Here is a 15,957-nt window from a genome sequence, read left to right on the forward strand (position 1 = left end):
CATACATGTATCGCATAAGATAGATTATGGAACATGCAGCCTAATGAAATAGCCTCTCAGACCGCTGAAGATGCGGCTATCGCCGATTGGCGTTACGATTTAGATATCAATGTGTTCGCTGGCGAAGTTACGATTTCGGTAGAGTATGAATTCGAGATTTCCCGATGTACAACTGTCGAGATGTCTTGCCTGAGGCTGCGCGTCCAATTCGGCATTACACACATCAGGTTTGATTGAGAACAGTCAGCATGCCTCCGAAATCGATCAAGGAACCCTTCTCTTGCAAGAGCACAATCCGGGACTCCACCAGTTCCTTTAACTGACTACTCGTTGACTTGAACCCAAGCCCGCGCGCGACCGCATTCACCGCCTGATCTACGGTGGCCCCGAGGCTCGTTCTGATGACTGTGATAAGCCCTTCGTCAATTTCCATCGGCGGCAGCATTTCGATCCGACGCAGGCTGAGAGACGTGACGCCGCTACGATCTCTGAGCGTGATGTCCTTGTCCGGCCAAAGCAGAAACCCTCCGTCGCGCACGATCTCCTGAGAATTCTGGGCGATCGTGATCGCCGCGCCGACATGGGCATCGATCCGGTTTCCCGCCCGCTGAAGACCCCAGGCCGACCTGATGCGGGTGACGACCTCGTCCTGATGCACTGGTCCTTCTGCTCCGACCGTTTGCTTTACCAGCGCGATCACCACGCCGATCGGCGCTTCGTGAAGTTCGCCTACGATATTCGGTCGCAGCACGGCCTCCTGATACAAGGTTGCGCTCGAAATTTCGTCGACGATAACCGGCTGCAGACCAATCTCTGTAACGTCCGCACGTTCGATAGTGACGACCTCGACCGGTACCGCTCGCCTCGACAGGTGTTCCTCTGTTCCCGACCTGACGTCGGCCTTGGCCCGCTCGATGGCGGCAACGAGGCGTTCAAGTTCCGCTTTGGGCCTTTGGAACCAGTCTGCACTCCAGATGCGATAGATATTCCAGCCATGATCCTCGAGGACCGCCTGTCGAAGCCGGTCTCGGTCACGAGCCGAACGCGAGTCATGGTATGCGGCGCCGTCGCATTCGATCCCCAGAATATATCTGCCCGGTATCTGCTCGTCGGCCACCGCCAGATCTATGAAGAACCCGGCGATTCCAACCTGCGGATGGACCTGATAGCCCCTCTCCTTAAGCGCAGCCATGACCTGTTCTTCAAAGACGCTGTCCATGCCACGGTCGGTGCGCTGGGTCATCGAAAGCCTGCCCGTCCGAGCGTAATGGAGAAACAGTTTGAATGCGAAGACGCCTTTGCCTTTTCCACGTTCGAGATCGATGTCCTCGTCGGTGATCGAAGCGTATACCTCGCAGCGCCGCTTCGCGCGGCTGATAAGAACATTGAGACGACGTTCGCCTCCCTCGGCTCCCAACGGCCCGAAGCGCATGCTCATTGGCGCGCCACTTGGCCCCTTGGCATAGGCGACGGAAATGAGGATGACGTCGCGCTCGTCGCCCTGAACGTTTTCAAGGTTCTTGATGAAGAAAGGCTCGCTCGGATGCGAGTGGAAGAACTCCTCGGTTTCTGGGTTGAGGCGTCGCAGCAGTTCCAACTGGTCCTGGATCTCTCGACGCTGCTTGATGGAGAATGCCGCGACGCCGAGCGACAGGCTCGGCGATTGAAGCGCATGCCGTATGATCGCTTCGGCGACGACCTTAGCCTCTACCTTGTTGACGCCATCCTCGAAGACGCCGCCAGGCACATGCTGAAAGCGGAGGCCCATGCCCGCCTCGGCCGTATAAGGACTCGGTACAATGAAAAGCTTGTTATCATAGAACTGGCTGTTTGAGACCGCGATCAGAGACTGATGGCGGCTTCGGTAGTGCCATCGGAGCATCTTTTCCGGAAGGCCTCGGGCGGAAAAGAGTCCCAGGATACTTTCAATATCTGACACCTGAGCGCCGTCCTGGGCGTCGTCGTCATCCGACGTGCTGGAGGTCATTTTCGAGAAGAAACGGGTCGGCGGCAACTGACGCTCGTCCCCAACCACGACCACCTGTTTAGCGCGGGCTACCGCTCCCAACGCGTCTACCGGCTGAATTTGACTGGCTTCGTCCATGACGAGGAGATCGAACTGCAGAAGACCGGGCGGCAGGAACTGTGCTATGGAAAGCGGGCTCATCATGAAGACTGGCTTAAGGGCCTGTATCGCTACGGACGCGCGCTGCATGAGCTGGCGGATCGGCATGTGACCGCGACGGCGCGCCATCTCTCCCCTAAGGACTCCGACAGGACCGATCCCACTGACGGCAGGAATTCGTTTGTGGTGAGCGCGGACGACCTCAAGACGGGATAGCGCCATTCTGCTCCGGTCCAATGTCGCGAATTCGTTCACGAGTCGCCCGTGCACCTCGCCGTCGAAACGAGATAATTCGGGGTCGGCGGAATGCTGATGTCTGAGGATCCCTTCGTAGATCGCCATCTCCACATATGGCACGACGTCATCCGGCTTCACCCGCCCATCTTCGAGGCGTTCAACAACAAGACCGACGCCGGCGTTCGCAGCGTCTTCCGCTCTTCCGCGATAGGCGGCCCATTTGGATAGGTGCTCCTCGGTCTCGACCCATTTCGCGAGCTTTTGCGCGACCGTCGCAAGCTCCGTCTGTCCGATTTCGTGCGCGCCGAACACAATCGACACATCCGCCTTCAGGAAGCCGAGCAAAGCTTGGAGATCGTGTTGAAGGATCGCTCCTCTCGCCAATGCATCGCGAGCTTTCACAGCCACCGCGGGGCGGTCGGATACGCGCGAGCTTAGCAGGCGGATGTCGGAGTTGTGTGAAATCCACTCAGTCGTGCGAGACAGCAGCGACCAGTCCGACTCCGTCCCCTTCCAAAGCGGACCGAAGGAAGCCCGGCCGAGGGAGTCCAGCCGCTCCAGCGTGGATTTCAGGCCGCGCGCCAATGCGAGCAGCTTCAATAGCGCAAGACGGTGTGCGTTGGTTTCCGGAACAGAGCGGACCAGCGTCAGGAAGACCTTGTGGGCATCGGCGATTTCGCGGGCGAATTGCGATGTCTGTGTAAGCGAGACGCCATCTGGGCCTGGAGCGTCCGAAAACAAAACTGACGCCTTCTCACCAAGATCCTTCCATAGACTGAGCAGAAGACGTCGCGACTCGTCCAGCAGCGCCCTCACCTGCTCACAACGGCCCGCTACCGACGTCCTGTCGGAGAGACGGCCGGCTATCAACCGTGCTTCGACACCGACACCGCGCAGGCTTCGCATCCAAAGTACGAGGTTTTCAAGCGGCTTCGGGTCCGACTTTTCTCCGCGCCAGTCCGCTCCGAAAGCAGATCTGCCGAGGCTGTCACCGTCCTTGATCGCAGCGCGGGCGCTCTTGCCCTTCTGAAGAAGATCAAGGATTCGAACAGTTTCGTCGGGCGAAGTCTCGTTGGGCATCACGCTGCGCAGAAGCGCCTTTGCCTTGCGCCACTCACCGCTCATGAACCTGAAGAGACGCTTGCCATGGACGGCGACCGCTGCCCGCACCTGCATAAGGTCGATATCCCAGGCCTGCTCAGAGATCTTGCCTTCAAGCTCGGCACGAATACGCCGAAAGTCTCCCACGGCCTCAGCGAGATCGGAGGCCTGGTCAAGGCCTCGTTCCCAGATGGCGGCAACGAAGGCGTCGGGGCTCGCGTCCGGGGCTTCGGCTACGCGCTGTCCGATGACGATGAGCCGATCAATCGATGCCAAGGTCGGAGAAGCATTGACGCCGAGCAGGGTACGCAACGCGCCCGCGCCCGCCAGGAAGCGCGGCAGCACAGACGCAAGCTGTTCGATCGTGGCAAACCCGCTTTGTGAGAAGTCTGCAGAAAGACGGACGAATTGCGTGGCAATCGGCTCCGGATCAGATTCCCATGCGGACGGCGTCATGCGGGCCGCGACTTCGGCCGCGTATGTCGAGAATTCGGCGCCGCCAACGACAAGATCGCGTACCCGATCCAGTTCGGTCGCCCATGCGTCGTTTGCCAATGCCTCCGAAGATATCTCCGAAGGACACGAGGCGACCCTTTCCGCGGTCGACGCGATGTCCATAAAGTTTGCCAGCGAGTGAGGCGATGATAGTTCGAGCGTCTGCGATACGTCATCCATCTGGCTGCGCAATTCAGCCAGTTCCGTGGCCGCCGTTTTCAATCTCGTCGTCAGACGTTCAAGATCGAGCGGGGTAACTCCGGTAAGCCCGACGCCGTACCACGGATGGTGCTTTGGCAGGCCGATGTCCTTGATGCGTTCAGCAAGTTCCGTCAGCAGCGCCTTCGCCCGCTCGCGCACCTCCGGCGTCCAGTCCGCAGCAACCGGCAGCTCGATATCCGATGGAGCCATGCCCTCGCGACGCAGCCTTGCAAGGTGTCCCATGACTTGGAACGGGGAAAGCGAGTAGGGTTGATACACGCGGTGAATGCGTGCCGGATGGGCGTTAAGTAAATCGCGTGCGTCCGTGAGGCGCTGGTCGAGCGCACTGCCGGATTCCCCTTTGGGCGTGCCGAGCTCCCAAGTATGCTGCAGCTCTGCGAGGACGGCGCGCTTGTTCGCCTTGTTACTATGGAGTTCGAGGCAGGCTTCACCGACGCTCGCCTGGTCAAGGCGTCGTTTCACGACCTCGAGCGCCGCCATCTTTTCGGCTACGAACAGCACCGTCTTGCCGTCGGCGACCGCCGACGCGATAATGTTGGCGATTGTCTGGGATTTTCCCGTGCCCGGCGGGCCTTGAATGACGAGGTCCCTCCCTCGCCTGACTTCGTGGATCGCGGCCGTCTGCGAACTGTCGGCATCGACGATATGCGTCATCTCGGAAGGCGAAATGTGCTCGTCGATCTTGACGTCCTCGCCAAGCAGCTGTTCGCCGCCCTCAAAGCCATCGGAAACCAAACCGATGATGAGTGGCAGCTCGGTGAACTTGGCATCCTTAGGCCAGAGCGTGGGATCAAGGTCTCTGTACATGAGGAATTTGGCGAAGCTGAAGAAACCGAGCACGATGTCGTCGGGTTGGACGGACCAGTTTGGCTTCATCGAGATGCACGCCGCCACCTTCGCGGCGTAGTCCTCGAATGTGAAGTCGTCGCTCGCCTCGAACGCCGGCATTGAGATCTGATGGACACGGTCGAGAAAGGCCTCGAGGGAGAGGTTTGAAGCGAGGTCCTCCTGGCGCGCTCGAAGCTTGAAGCGCTCGGCTGCGCTGCCACGCTCCAACGACACCGGCACGAGGATGAGCGGTGCGTAGCGGACGTTCTCCGCATTGTTGGGATCGATCCACTTCAGAGTGCCCAGCCCGAGGAACAGGATATTCACCCCCTGCTCTTCCTCTAATGTCCGGGCATCGAAGTAAAGGTCCAGCAGACGCTTCTGGAGAGCATTTGGCGTCATGCGGGTCTGGAGCTTGGTGTCGCCATGACGGACAAGCCGACCGTCGCCGTCGCGCTCATCATCGTCCGGGAGCGCGAGTTCGATCAGTTCGTCACCGTCGCCGTCATCCTTGGATTCCCGCCCCTTCGCCCCCGCCAGGAAAGTCATGGTCCTTCCATCGGTCACAAGGATCCGAAACACTTCGGACGACTTCTCGTCGACAACGTCGATGGTTTTCGCACTTTTCGAAAAGCGGGGAACGTTCAAAAGGCGGTTGCGCGCAGAAAGGTCAAGTAGTTCGGTTCTGGCCTTTTCGATCTTGGCTTCTACGGACAGATTACTTTGAAAGATGGACGTTTCATTCTGCTCAGATGCGCCGTCTGCCATGTCGATCATATTCTCGCTCCCTGCTAACCTTTAGATGCAGTAAATCGATCAATCAGTCTAGCAGGACGTGTAGTCATGTTAGGTCAGTTGGCTCTTCCCGGAGAGCGATTCGTGCGGCCGGTGCCGCCGGTTGGCAGCAATGTTCGGGCGGCGAACGACATTGGAATGGACTCCCGGACGCTCCCTGCTGGCGCTGGCGGCGCGCAGTATGGGCGGAACCGCTGATGCGGCGAGCCGCCAGGAGGCCGCTCTCGGAAGTTTGAGACCAGACCTATGTGTTGCTTTGACGGGATTTGATGGAAAGCAAGCACGTGGGGCTCGCCGCGGCTATTCCTCAAGTGTCGAGATGACTTTCGATGGTCTTTGCAGCTCCGAGGCGGCGGCGGTTGCCGCTGCATCGGCGGGACCGCCGGAAACATGAACGGTCGGCGTTGCAAACTGGATGCCTTTTTCCGCGAATGTCTTCTTGAGCATGGCAAGGGCCTTTCGGCGAACGCCGAACTGTTCGCCGGGTTTGGTCATAAACTTCAGCCGTATCTGCACACCATAATCGGCCATCTGCTCGATCCCTTGCATTTTCAAGGGCTCGATGATGTTAGGCCCGAGTTCGGCATCCTCCAGAAGCTCAACGCCGATGCGCTTGATGGTCTTGCGGACCTCCTCGAGGTCGCTGTCATAGTTCAGGGTGAGCGTAATGATGTCGATGACCCAGTCACGGCTGAGGTTTTGCACCGCGCCGAGTTCGCCGAAGGGAACGATGGTGACCGGGCCGCGGTGATGGCGCAAGCGGATCGATCGCAGCGAGAAACCTTCGACCGTCCCCTTATATTTCGCCGCCTGGATGTATTCGCCGATGCGAAAGGCATCGTCGAACAGATAAAAGACGCCGGAGATGATGTCCTTGACGAGTGTTTGGGCACCGAAGCCGACGGCTATGCCGACGACCCCGGCGCCCGCCAGCAGCGGTCCGATCTGAATGCCAACGGCATCCAGGATCATCAGGAAGCCGACAGCGCCGATCGCCAGAAACAGCACATTGCGAAGAATGGGAAGGAGGGTATTCAACCGCTGACGCCGGCGTGCGTCGGGTCCCTCCTGATGCCCCGCCTGCACGCTTCGCGACGCCACCGCCATCTGACTGTCGATCAACGTGCTTGCGAGCTTCCAGATAACGTCGGTCACCAGCAGCACGATAACGATGCGGATTCCTGCGCGGATCAAACGCGTGGTCACCGTTTCGGCTGCGGCGAGATCACTGAGATTGACATTCCACGCGCGGGCAATGAGCAGCGCGGCGACCACGATGAGGCCGTTCCGCAGCGTTTGCATGATGACAACAGACCATCCGACGATGGCCGGATCCTCGACCGCCTGCCCCTCCCCGGATTGAATAATGCGCCGAATGATATCACGAGCCACCGCAACGGTAAGAGGCAGAAGCGTAATGATGACCACCGTCCAGAATGCCCCGTGGAGCCCGGACACCCACAACAGCCACGATACTATGATGCTCGCGCTGAAGCCGACACAGACCAGCCGGCTCACCGGCGGCCCGTCGGAACGAAAGTGCCGCAGCCAGATCATAACGATCAGAGCGATTGAAACGACACCGAGCCATGCTGCGGTAAAGAGGTCGACCAAGATGGGTGAAGCCCCGATCGTCCCGATCACTTCAATAGCGGCCCAGCCAGCCGCCAGCACAGCGACGATTCCGAGGAGCCAGTAGTACCAGAACCAGGCAAGTGAGGTGACCAACGTCAGAAGCCGCATATGCGGCAGGCGGGCGCCTGGTGCGATGACAATACGGCCCACGAGCACGCCAAGGCGCACCATGAGCGCCGCTGATAGCAGAATGAGGGCGATATCGCGAAACACGGCAGGCCATGGAAAGAGGATAAACGCGCCGAGACTTCCGATCAGGTAACCGACCAACGCCAGAAGACCCATTGAAAGCCGGGCGGCGTGGAGCCTGATCCGCTGCCGGACTGTGTCGGCAGGCGCGTTCAGCACGAAATGGAGCAGCCCTCGCCCTGACCACCAGGCAAGGCGCTGCGCAACGAACCCGCCTGCGACGAAGAGTATGACCGCCAAGATCAGGCCGACCGGTTCGATACGATCATCCGTTTGGAAGACCCGGATCGCCGACTGGATCTGCCCGGGAAGGGTCGGAACGGCACCGACGAGTGTGAGCAACCTCTGGCGCAAATCCTGTAGTGACGTTGCAATCGACGTCGGTGCCGCCTCTTGCGAGACTGCTACCGGCTGCGCCGGTTCCTGATTGCCCGGAACGATCCGATTGACCAGCGCTCGTCCGGAATCATCATTCGGCAATTCGATAATGACCCGGATCGGCGCCGAGGAATTTGTCGGCTCAGCCGCCGATGCGGGGTTTGCACTCGCCAGCAGAAGCGTTGAAAATACCACCGTCAGGAATGCGCACACTCCTCGGCGGGGATGACGGTCGTCGTTGATGCGCATATAGTCGTGGTCCCCGCGACGGTGTCGTCGCTTTTGCTGGGTTGGTCGAAACTTCGGACTTTGTGAAGCGTTGCACGACCAACGTCAATCGACGAACCCGTCTGGCGGACGCAGACTGCGAACCAAGGGCCGGACGGCTTTAAGACCGCAAGCTTCTGAAGGCCTCCCTGATCTCCTGACTGAAGAGTTCTGGCTCCTCCCAGGCGGCGAAGTGACCGCCCTTGGAAGCGCGGTTGTAGTAGATGAGCGTCGGATAGGCTTTCGACAGCCAATGCCTTGGCGGCTTGTAGACCTCGCCACGGAACACTGTGACGGCGACCGGGACTTTGACTTCCGTGAGCTTGGCGCCCGACATGGCGTTTTCCCAATAGATGCGACCGCTGGAAGGGCCGGTGTTCGTCAGCCAGTATAGTGTGATGTTGTCGAGGATCGCATCCTTGCCAAGAGCCTGTTCGGGATCGCCGCGTGTATACACCCAGTCGGCGATCTTGTCGTAAAGCCAGGCGGCGAGGCCGACTGGAGAATCCGAAATGCCGTAACCGATCGTCTCCGGCCGTGTGCTCATGATCGCTGCGTAGCCGAAGCCGTTGTTGAGGAAGTCCCGAGCCTCGTCGAAGACGACCTTCTCATCCTGAGACAAGCTATCGGGAGCTGGCCCTCCATTTTTGAGAGCCTGCGCTGCGTCCGCTGGAAACGTCGTGGCGCGTTCGACCCTGTTGACGTGGATTGCGAGCAGCCCATCCGGTGCCTGGCGACCCAAGGCGTCGCTGATGATCGCGCCCCAGTCGCCGCCTTGCGAGACATAGCGGTTATAGTTCAGTCGCTTCATCAGCACGTCCCAGGCAGCCGCTATCCGCTGGGGGTTCCAACCTGTTGCTGGTGGTTTGCCGGAGAAGCCGAATCCTGGAATCGAAGGGATCACCAGATGGAAGGCATCCTCAGCCGTGCCGCCATGCGCCGTCGGATCCGTGAGCGGCCCGATGACATTAAGCAGCTCGAAGACCGAACCTGGCCAACCGTGGGTCATGATCAGCGGCAGCGCGTTTTCATGACGGGAACGGAGATGGATGAAATGGATGTCCAGTCCGTCGACAGTGGTGAGAAACTGCGGAAAGCTATTCAATCTGTTCTCCGCCTTCCGCCAGTCGTAGGACGACTGCCAGTAGCGCACCAGTTCCTTCAGCCTGTCGGGCTGCACACCCTGTGAGCGATCCACAACGGTTTCGCCGTCGGGCCACCGGGTCGCGGCAAGACGCCGCCTGAGGTCTGTAAGAGCCGCCTCGGAGACATCAACCTTGAACGGTCGGATCTCCTCGGACGCGACAACGACATCAGCGGCGTCGGACGCGCGCGGAAGGAGAACAGCGGTTATGCCGGCCGCGGCAAAGCCTGACAGCAGCGAGCGGCGCGATACGTCGCGGTGTTTCAAAACGTTCAGCATTGCCATGATGCCGTGTCCTTTCGTGATATCGAGGAGAGGAAAACGATGGCCCTGCCCCGCTTCAATGCCGAAAACGTCAGGCCGCGTCGGCGCCGGAACGAAAGATCAGAAACTTGTTGCCTTCCGGATCGCGAAAATATGCGCAGTAAGGACCCGCACCGTTCTCGCCACGCGGACCAGGAGCTCCTTCGTCCGAGCCGCCCGCCGCCAATGCAGTTGCATGGGCTTCGTCGACCTTTGAACGGGACGGCGCTTCGAAAGCAACCATTCCACCGTTGCCGACGGTGGCAGGGCGCCCGTCGAACGGCTTGGTGATGCCGAATTCGAGCGTGCGATGACCGTAGTAGATGGCTCGGTTGGGTTGGATGAGGACTCGTCCGATCCCGAACACGGCCAGAAGCTTGTCGTAGAATACCGAGGCGGCATCCAGATCGTTCGTGCCGACAGTGGCGTGGCCCGGGAGGCCGCGGACCTTGTCGGGGGCGGCCGCAACTTGTCTGCTTTGGGTAAAGTCAGTCATATCAGTTCTTCCTTATGTTGTCGCGGCCGACGCTCTGCCTTCCGCAAGCAAACGCCAACGAGCTGTCTCAAATCGGCGGCTGGTGGATATTTGGGCGGGTCGACGGCCGGCCGGCACCTCGGGAAAGTGAGAGGCACCCTCTCGTTCAGATGTCAGCCTTGGGCAGCGGGTTGCAGCGCTGCCGCCGTCGAGAGGGTTCCTCTCGCTTTCTCCGGCTACCGCGAGCTGACGCCGTGCCCAATTATTTGTGGAGACAGCCGGCTCTTTGGGCTTTGGCTGATCGTCGTTCAGAAAGGACATCCTATGTCTAGGGACAAAACCGTAAATGCTGCCTCAGTCGCGACAACTCCGTCTTCCCACACGCCTGAAGCCTTCGCTTTCACGCAAGCCGCGCGCGACGCCGTCGGCTTCATCGAGATCAATGAGATCCTGACGCTGAGGAGGATGGTTGTCCGCACCGCCGCTCCAAAAGGTACCGTGCTTTTCCTGCATGGATTTCCGGAAACACTGACGGTGTGGAAGGACATCGCGACAACGCTTGCTCTCGACTACGACGTCCATGCCTTCGATTGGCCGGGCTACGGGCAGTCGTCGCGCCCGGCTTCGGGACGGTTTTCCTATGCGCCGAGGGCGTACGCCCAGGTGTTGAAGGCCTATATCGAACGGGCAGGCATCGATCGGTCGAACCTCTTGATCTACGCGACTGACATCGGTGCCCTGCCCGTCCTGCTGCTTGCTCTCGACGAGCCGACGATCGCCAGGCAGATCATCGTCGGAGACTTCGCGCCGTTCGATCGGCCGCAATACATGTGGGAGAACCTGCAGAACCTCAAAGCCGAGCCGACCGCTTCGCCGACCCGTGCCTACATGAATAAGACCAGCGACGAGATCCTCGAGAACGTGCACAGGCGCGGCCTCTCACCCGCTGAACAATTCGATCTGCCGATCGACGTCCAGCAGGACATGACCCGTTCGTGGAGCCTTGACGGGATGACTTCAGCGGATGCCTTCGCTCATTACTACGCGAATTTCACCCGCGATCAGCACTATCTCGAGGCCAACCTCACCCGGCTGAAGACGCCCGTGAAGGTGATCTGGGGCGAGAAGGACATCTATATCAGCAGCGAGATGGGCATCGAGTTCGCTGGCAAAATCGGTGCACAACTCGACGTCCTGCCAGGCATCGGCCACTTTCCGCATCTTCAGACTTCGAAACAAACGGTTAAAGAAATCCGTACATCATTCAGATAATGTTTGTTATTTTTGTGATGACGCGCGCAGCCGCGGCAATGCCCAGTCGACGAAAGCCCGTACCTTCAAGGCGAGAATCCCCTGGCGAGCGTAGACGATATGAATAGGCTGCGGCGCACCGTCGAAATCGCGGAGGATGGGAACAAGCGTGCCGGACGCCAGCTCGTCGGGAACCTGATAGTCGAATAGCCGCGCGATCCCCGCCCCGCCGATGGCCGCCGCAACACAGTTCGCCGCCGTATTCACCTCGAGCCGGTTGCGGGGCACCGCCTCAATCGGCGTGCCGTCGACGTCGAAGGTCCAGAAGAATGTCCGCTTGTTGAAGATGATCCCGTCGCGATCGATGAGATCGCCGGGACGCTCCGGCATGCCATGCCGCTCGAGATAGGCAGGGCTCGCGCAGGTCATCAGACGGAATTCCCCGACCTTGGCGGCATGGAGCGAGCTGTCGGCGAGGTTGCCGAGACGGATCGCGATATCCACCTGCTCGGCCACGAGATCGACCGTGCGGTCGAGCGACAGTAGGTTCAGCGATACCTCGGGATATTTGTCCATGAAGCTCAGCGCAACGGGCAGGATGTAGCGGCTCCCGTATTCGACCGGCATCGTGATCGTCAGCACGCCTCTGGGTGTCTGGTATTCCCCGGACGCCCTTCGCTCTGCCTCCTCCAGATCCGCCATGATCTTTCGGGCGGCGTCGACATAGTCGCGCCCCGCATCGGTAAGCTGAAGATTACGGCTGGTGCGAACGATGAGGTTCGCCCCAAGATGGCGTTCAAGTTCGGCCACCTTGCGACTGACGCTGGGTAAAGGCGCGTTGAGCTTCCTGCTGCCGGCCGAGATGCTTCCGGCGTCGACGACGGCCAGCAACATGCGCATCGCTTCGAGACGATCCATCGGACACCGCCAATACCGCTTATGTGCAACCCAGCCTAAGGCTAGGCTTTAGAACATGATTGCAAAAAGTGTGCGCGTTTTCGAACGGCATCATGCTCTAACTCTCAGATTTAGAACAGGATTCAAATTCTAGGTCGACCGCGCCTAAAATCATCCTGTTCTAGTCAAGCAGCTTGCGTATGGCCATGATCCCCTTTGCGGCATCCGACCAGGATTGACGCCAGATCAAAATGCCGACGCTCAGGATGGTCGCAACAGCGAAGGGGATTGGCCCGAGAAACCAGAAGGCGGCTGCGAAGGTGAAGTAATAAGACCGGACGCCGACACTGAACGATCGAAGCGCCGGGTTCAAAACCAGGGTCAGGGCGTTCGTCCAGCCGGCGATGTCCCTCTCTTCATCGCGGGATGGGCTGGCCCCGATCGCCGCCAGGCAGTAGTTGATCTGCCGGACCGCCCAGATGAAATCGGACAAGCCCCGCAGCAGCGTCGCTATGATCAGGAGGACCTTGCATTGGAAAAACCACGCCGGGTCCTGGGCCGCAAACATCGCGATCAAGCCACCACCCGATCCGTAGTTCGGCTCCATGAACAGCGCGCCGCTGAGCCCGACGATGACGATGAGATTGGCGGAGCCGAAGAAGGACGCCGAATTGATCGTGTGCCCAAGGATCGCGGCATCACCGATGAAGTTGTTGTCGCGCGTCAGAACCTCCCGCATCCAGGCGGCGCGAATGCGCACCATGTCAACGGAAAGGCTGTCGTTCTTCCTCGGCCACCCCGCTGCCATCAAAGGCTCGACCGCCACCCAGACGAGAAGGAAGAAAACGATCGCCGCGATGTTCAGAAAATCCATGGTGCCCCCGAACCGAATGTGGATTTTTTCTGAACAGTACTTCGAGCTAACGGCAGCTCCAAGCGTCTATCGCCGCTTTACCCTTCAGATCGACACGTCTATGTTCGCGCGTCATGGTCCATCGCGGACTGCCGCGAGGTAACGGGACATCGTCGCAGCACGAAGCCGAATGTGCTCGATCGCCTGTTGCGGCGTCACGGCCAGGAAGCCGACATGGTCGCGTGGGCGCAGTTGGACGAAAGCGTCCAGATCCGAATCCACCACCGTGGCGATCTTGGGATAGCCTCCGGTCGTCTGGTGATCGGCCAGCAGAATGGTGGCGACGCCGTCTCCGGCCACCTGCACCGAACCCCGCACGATCGCTTCCGACGGCATGTCCAGCGCAGCGCTTGGTGCAAGCGACGGACCTTGGAGGCGTACGCCCATGCGGTCATAGGCGTCGCTCAGGCGGAAAGGCGATGAAAGGAAATTCGACAAGGTTTCTTTCGAGAAGAACCGATCCTGTGGACCGACCACCACACGCAGCTCGGATCGCGGTCTTGCGATGACCGGACATGTGATCGGACCATTTCGATCATCCCGCACGTCCGGATCGGCGAGAGTGACCGTCTGACCGGCTGCAAGGCGCCCTCCGCCGAGGCCGGAAAGACTGTGAGTCGACATGCTGCCCAGCCAGGTCTTCGCCTCGATATGACCGGCGAAGGCCAGATACGTCCAGCTTCCCCAATGTCCCGGGCGGATTGCCAGCCGCTCCCCGGCCCTCAGCGTGGCGACCATCCATGCGCCGCGCTTGTCACCGGCATGCTCTACGATGAAGCCTCCTCCGGCGACGGCAAACGTAACGTCTCCCGACAGGCAGTCGAGAACCAGGCCGCGCATGGAGACTTCGATTGCGGGCTGACCGGCAGGATTGCCGACGGCGACGTTAGCGGCGGCAAACGAGATCCTGTCCATCGGACCAGAGGCCGGAACGCCGTAACGCATCAATCCGTGGCGTCCTCCGTCCTGGACCGCGACGTGAGGACCCGCGAAGTTGATTGCAAGGACGGCTTGGCTCATGCAAGGCACCTCGCGTCGAATTCGGTCCTCGATATGCGGCGGAAACGCACCGTGTCGCCGACGTCGAAAAGGAACGGACGGTCGTTGGACGCGGCATCGAGGATCTTCGTCGGCGAGCGGCCGATGATCCACCAGCCGGTCGGCATGGTGAGCGTGCTGACCAGGCACTGCGGACCGGCGATTAGCACGCTTCCGGCGGCGATGCCGCGAATAGGCGCCGGCTTCCTCGGCTGCTGAATGGCTTTGGGCACGCCTGCAAGGTAAGCGTATCCCGGAGCGAAGCCGTACATGAAGACGCTGTAGTCGCCGGAGAGATGGGCGGATATAACGTCTTCCGGCGATAATCCGCTTGCCTCGGCGATGGAGGCAAGATCGGGCGCAAGATCAGGATCGTAGCAAACTTCGACTTCGCGCATCGCTCCAATCGTCTCTGGAACCTCGGCCCCCAGAAGCTCGGCAATGGCCACCTCCGTCGTCCGGTGATCGGCCATAAGCGGATCGAAGCATACGAGAATGCTTGCATAGGCCGGAACGGCTTCGACGAATCCTGGAAAGGGTGCCGCCTTCAAGGCGGCGTCCAGCTTGACGACCTGATCGTGGATCCGCTTATCGATGGTCGCGCCAAATTCGACGAGCAACGCGTGCCCGCCCACCGGGCGGTAGTTCGGAACGCTGCCGGACGATGCGGAGGGGTCCTGTGACACGTCAGTCGGCGCCTTCGATCAGAATGAAGTCCGCATCTGCGGCCGGCGCGCAGGTCCCATAGGCGTCCGGATCGGTAACGGTAACCTGGGCGACGAGGTTGCCTTTGGCCATCACCTGTTTTCCTGTGTCGGTTGGAGGAATGGTGCCACCTCGATGCCTGCCTTCTGCAATTCCCGGCGTACGTGGACAGCCATGGCAAGTGCTCCTGGGCTGTCCCCATGAACGCAAATCGAGTGCGCATTAAGAGGGATCGGAACGCCGTCGACCGTCGGCATGAGGCCGCTGGACAGGTATCCGATCAATCTCGCTGCCGCCTTTGCGGGATCATCGATCATCGCTCCCGGCAAGTTGCGCGGAACGAGCCGACCCGTGGATAGGTAGCCGCGGTCGGCAAAAATCTCGCTAAAGACGGTCATCCCGGCATCGCGGGCCGCATGCTGCAGCTCTGTCCCGGAGATCGCCAGTATGGCAAGTTCCGGCGAGACCGCTCGGGTTGCGCGGATGATGGCGTCGGCGACCGGCCGTTCGTCGGCCGCCCAATTGGCGAGTGCCCCGTGCGGTTTGATGTAACGGACGCGGGCGCCCGCCAGGGCTGCAGCTCCCATCAGCGCCCCTGTCTGCGTTGCGACAAGCTGCTCCACTTCCCGGATGCTCAAGGGGATCAGCCGTCGTCCGAAACCCTCGCGATCTGCAAAGCCCGGATGGGCTCCGGCGACGACACCCCGCTCGCTTGCGAGGGCAAGCGTCTCCACCATGGTCGCTGGATCCCCGGCATGCCCGCCACATGCGATGTTCGCACTGGTGACGACGTCAAGGATCGCCTTGTCATCGCCCATGCGCCAAGGTCCAAACGCCTCCCCCAGATCAGAATTGAGATCGATTTTCGTCATAATTTCCGTCAACCCTTCGCGCTGGTCTTGTCAGCTTCGTCGCATGCTGGAACGTCGAAGCCGAGGTGGAGCACACCTTCGCCGTGC

General features: G+C 60.2%; 10 protein-coding genes. 1 reads left to right on the plus strand and 9 read right to left on the minus strand.

Going from position 1 to position 15,957, the window contains the following annotated elements; all coding sequences use genetic code 11:
- Window positions 1–223 precede the first annotated feature (223 nt).
- From AC245Y_RS10430 to AC245Y_RS10445, 4 genes are all read right to left on the minus strand, one after another.
- A complete protein-coding gene (locus tag AC245Y_RS10430) occupies window positions 224–5,785 on the minus strand; it encodes a DUF3320 domain-containing protein (RefSeq protein WP_017994090.1) in 5,562 nt (1,853 codons plus the stop codon).
- 318 nt (window positions 5,786–6,103) lie between these two features.
- The gene (locus AC245Y_RS10435) at window positions 6,104–8,254 is read right to left on the minus strand and encodes a mechanosensitive ion channel family protein (protein WP_012757480.1); all 2,151 of its coding nucleotides are present in this window, start codon (window positions 8,252–8,254) and stop codon (window positions 6,104–6,106) included.
- Window positions 8,255–8,393: 139 nt separating this feature from the next.
- On the minus strand, window positions 8,394–9,701 hold the full coding sequence (locus tag AC245Y_RS10440; protein WP_017994091.1) for an epoxide hydrolase family protein: 1,308 nt from the start codon (window positions 9,699–9,701) through the stop codon (window positions 8,394–8,396).
- Window positions 9,702–9,771: 70 nt separating this feature from the next.
- Complete coding sequence (locus AC245Y_RS10445; protein WP_017994092.1) at window positions 9,772–10,215, minus strand: VOC family protein; 444 nt, start codon at window positions 10,213–10,215, stop codon at window positions 9,772–9,774.
- A 303-nt stretch (window positions 10,216–10,518) separates the two neighbouring features.
- On the opposite strand from AC245Y_RS10445, the gene AC245Y_RS10450 reads away from it, so the two are divergent.
- Entirely contained in the window at window positions 10,519–11,466 is a 948-nt protein-coding gene (locus AC245Y_RS10450) for an alpha/beta fold hydrolase (protein WP_017994093.1), read from the plus strand.
- A 6-nt stretch (window positions 11,467–11,472) separates the two neighbouring features.
- Here the strand turns inward: AC245Y_RS10450 and AC245Y_RS10455 are convergent, their stop codons facing one another.
- The 5 genes from AC245Y_RS10455 to AC245Y_RS10475 all read right to left on the minus strand — a co-directional run bounded on the left by AC245Y_RS10455 (window position 11,473) and on the right by AC245Y_RS10475 (window position 15,870).
- On the minus strand, window positions 11,473–12,363 hold the full coding sequence (locus AC245Y_RS10455) for a LysR family transcriptional regulator (protein WP_017994094.1): 891 nt from the start codon (window positions 12,361–12,363) through the stop codon (window positions 11,473–11,475).
- A gap of 160 nt (window positions 12,364–12,523) precedes the next feature.
- Window positions 12,524–13,216: a DUF599 domain-containing protein gene (locus AC245Y_RS10460; RefSeq protein ID WP_017994095.1), complete on the minus strand. Its 693-nt coding sequence runs from the start codon at window positions 13,214–13,216 to the stop codon at window positions 12,524–12,526.
- Window positions 13,217–13,327: 111 nt separating this feature from the next.
- Window positions 13,328–14,284 carry a 5-oxoprolinase subunit C family protein gene (locus tag AC245Y_RS10465; RefSeq protein ID WP_017994096.1) on the minus strand — a complete coding sequence of 319 codons (957 nt, stop codon included), beginning with the start codon at window positions 14,282–14,284 and terminating at the stop codon, window positions 13,328–13,330.
- Window positions 14,272–14,979: a 5-oxoprolinase subunit B family protein gene (locus AC245Y_RS10470; RefSeq protein WP_026157355.1), complete on the minus strand. Its 708-nt coding sequence runs from the start codon at window positions 14,977–14,979 to the stop codon at window positions 14,272–14,274. Before AC245Y_RS10470 ends, AC245Y_RS10465 begins: the two co-directional genes overlap by 13 nt.
- A 111-nt stretch (window positions 14,980–15,090) precedes the next feature.
- Window positions 15,091–15,870 carry a LamB/YcsF family protein gene (locus tag AC245Y_RS10475; protein WP_012757488.1) on the minus strand — a complete coding sequence of 260 codons (780 nt, stop codon included), beginning with the start codon at window positions 15,868–15,870 and terminating at the stop codon, window positions 15,091–15,093.
- Window positions 15,871–15,957 lie beyond the last annotated feature (87 nt).

This window comes from Rhizobium sp. SRDI943 (genome assembly GCF_057653695.1).

Bases quoted from the DNA above. Each gene is read 5' to 3' on its own strand.
- AC245Y_RS10450 (WP_017994093.1), top strand. From the start codon at position 10,519: ATGTCTAGGGACAAAACCGTAAATGCTGCCTCAGTCGCGACAACTCCG.
- AC245Y_RS10445 (WP_017994092.1), bottom strand. From the start codon at position 10,215: ATGACTGACTTTACCCAAAGCAGACAAGTTGCGGCCGCCCCCGACAAG.
- AC245Y_RS10430 (WP_017994090.1), bottom strand. From the start codon at position 5,785: ATGATCGACATGGCAGACGGCGCATCTGAGCAGAATGAAACGTCCATC.
- AC245Y_RS10475 (WP_012757488.1), bottom strand. From the start codon at position 15,870: ATGACGAAAATCGATCTCAATTCTGATCTGGGGGAGGCGTTTGGACCT.
- AC245Y_RS10440 (WP_017994091.1), bottom strand. From the start codon at position 9,701: ATGGCAATGCTGAACGTTTTGAAACACCGCGACGTATCGCGCCGCTCG.
- AC245Y_RS10455 (WP_017994094.1), bottom strand. From the start codon at position 12,363: ATGGATCGTCTCGAAGCGATGCGCATGTTGCTGGCCGTCGTCGACGCC.
- AC245Y_RS10460 (WP_017994095.1), bottom strand. From the start codon at position 13,216: ATGGATTTTCTGAACATCGCGGCGATCGTTTTCTTCCTTCTCGTCTGG.
- AC245Y_RS10435 (WP_012757480.1), bottom strand. From the start codon at position 8,254: ATGCGCATCAACGACGACCGTCATCCCCGCCGAGGAGTGTGCGCATTC.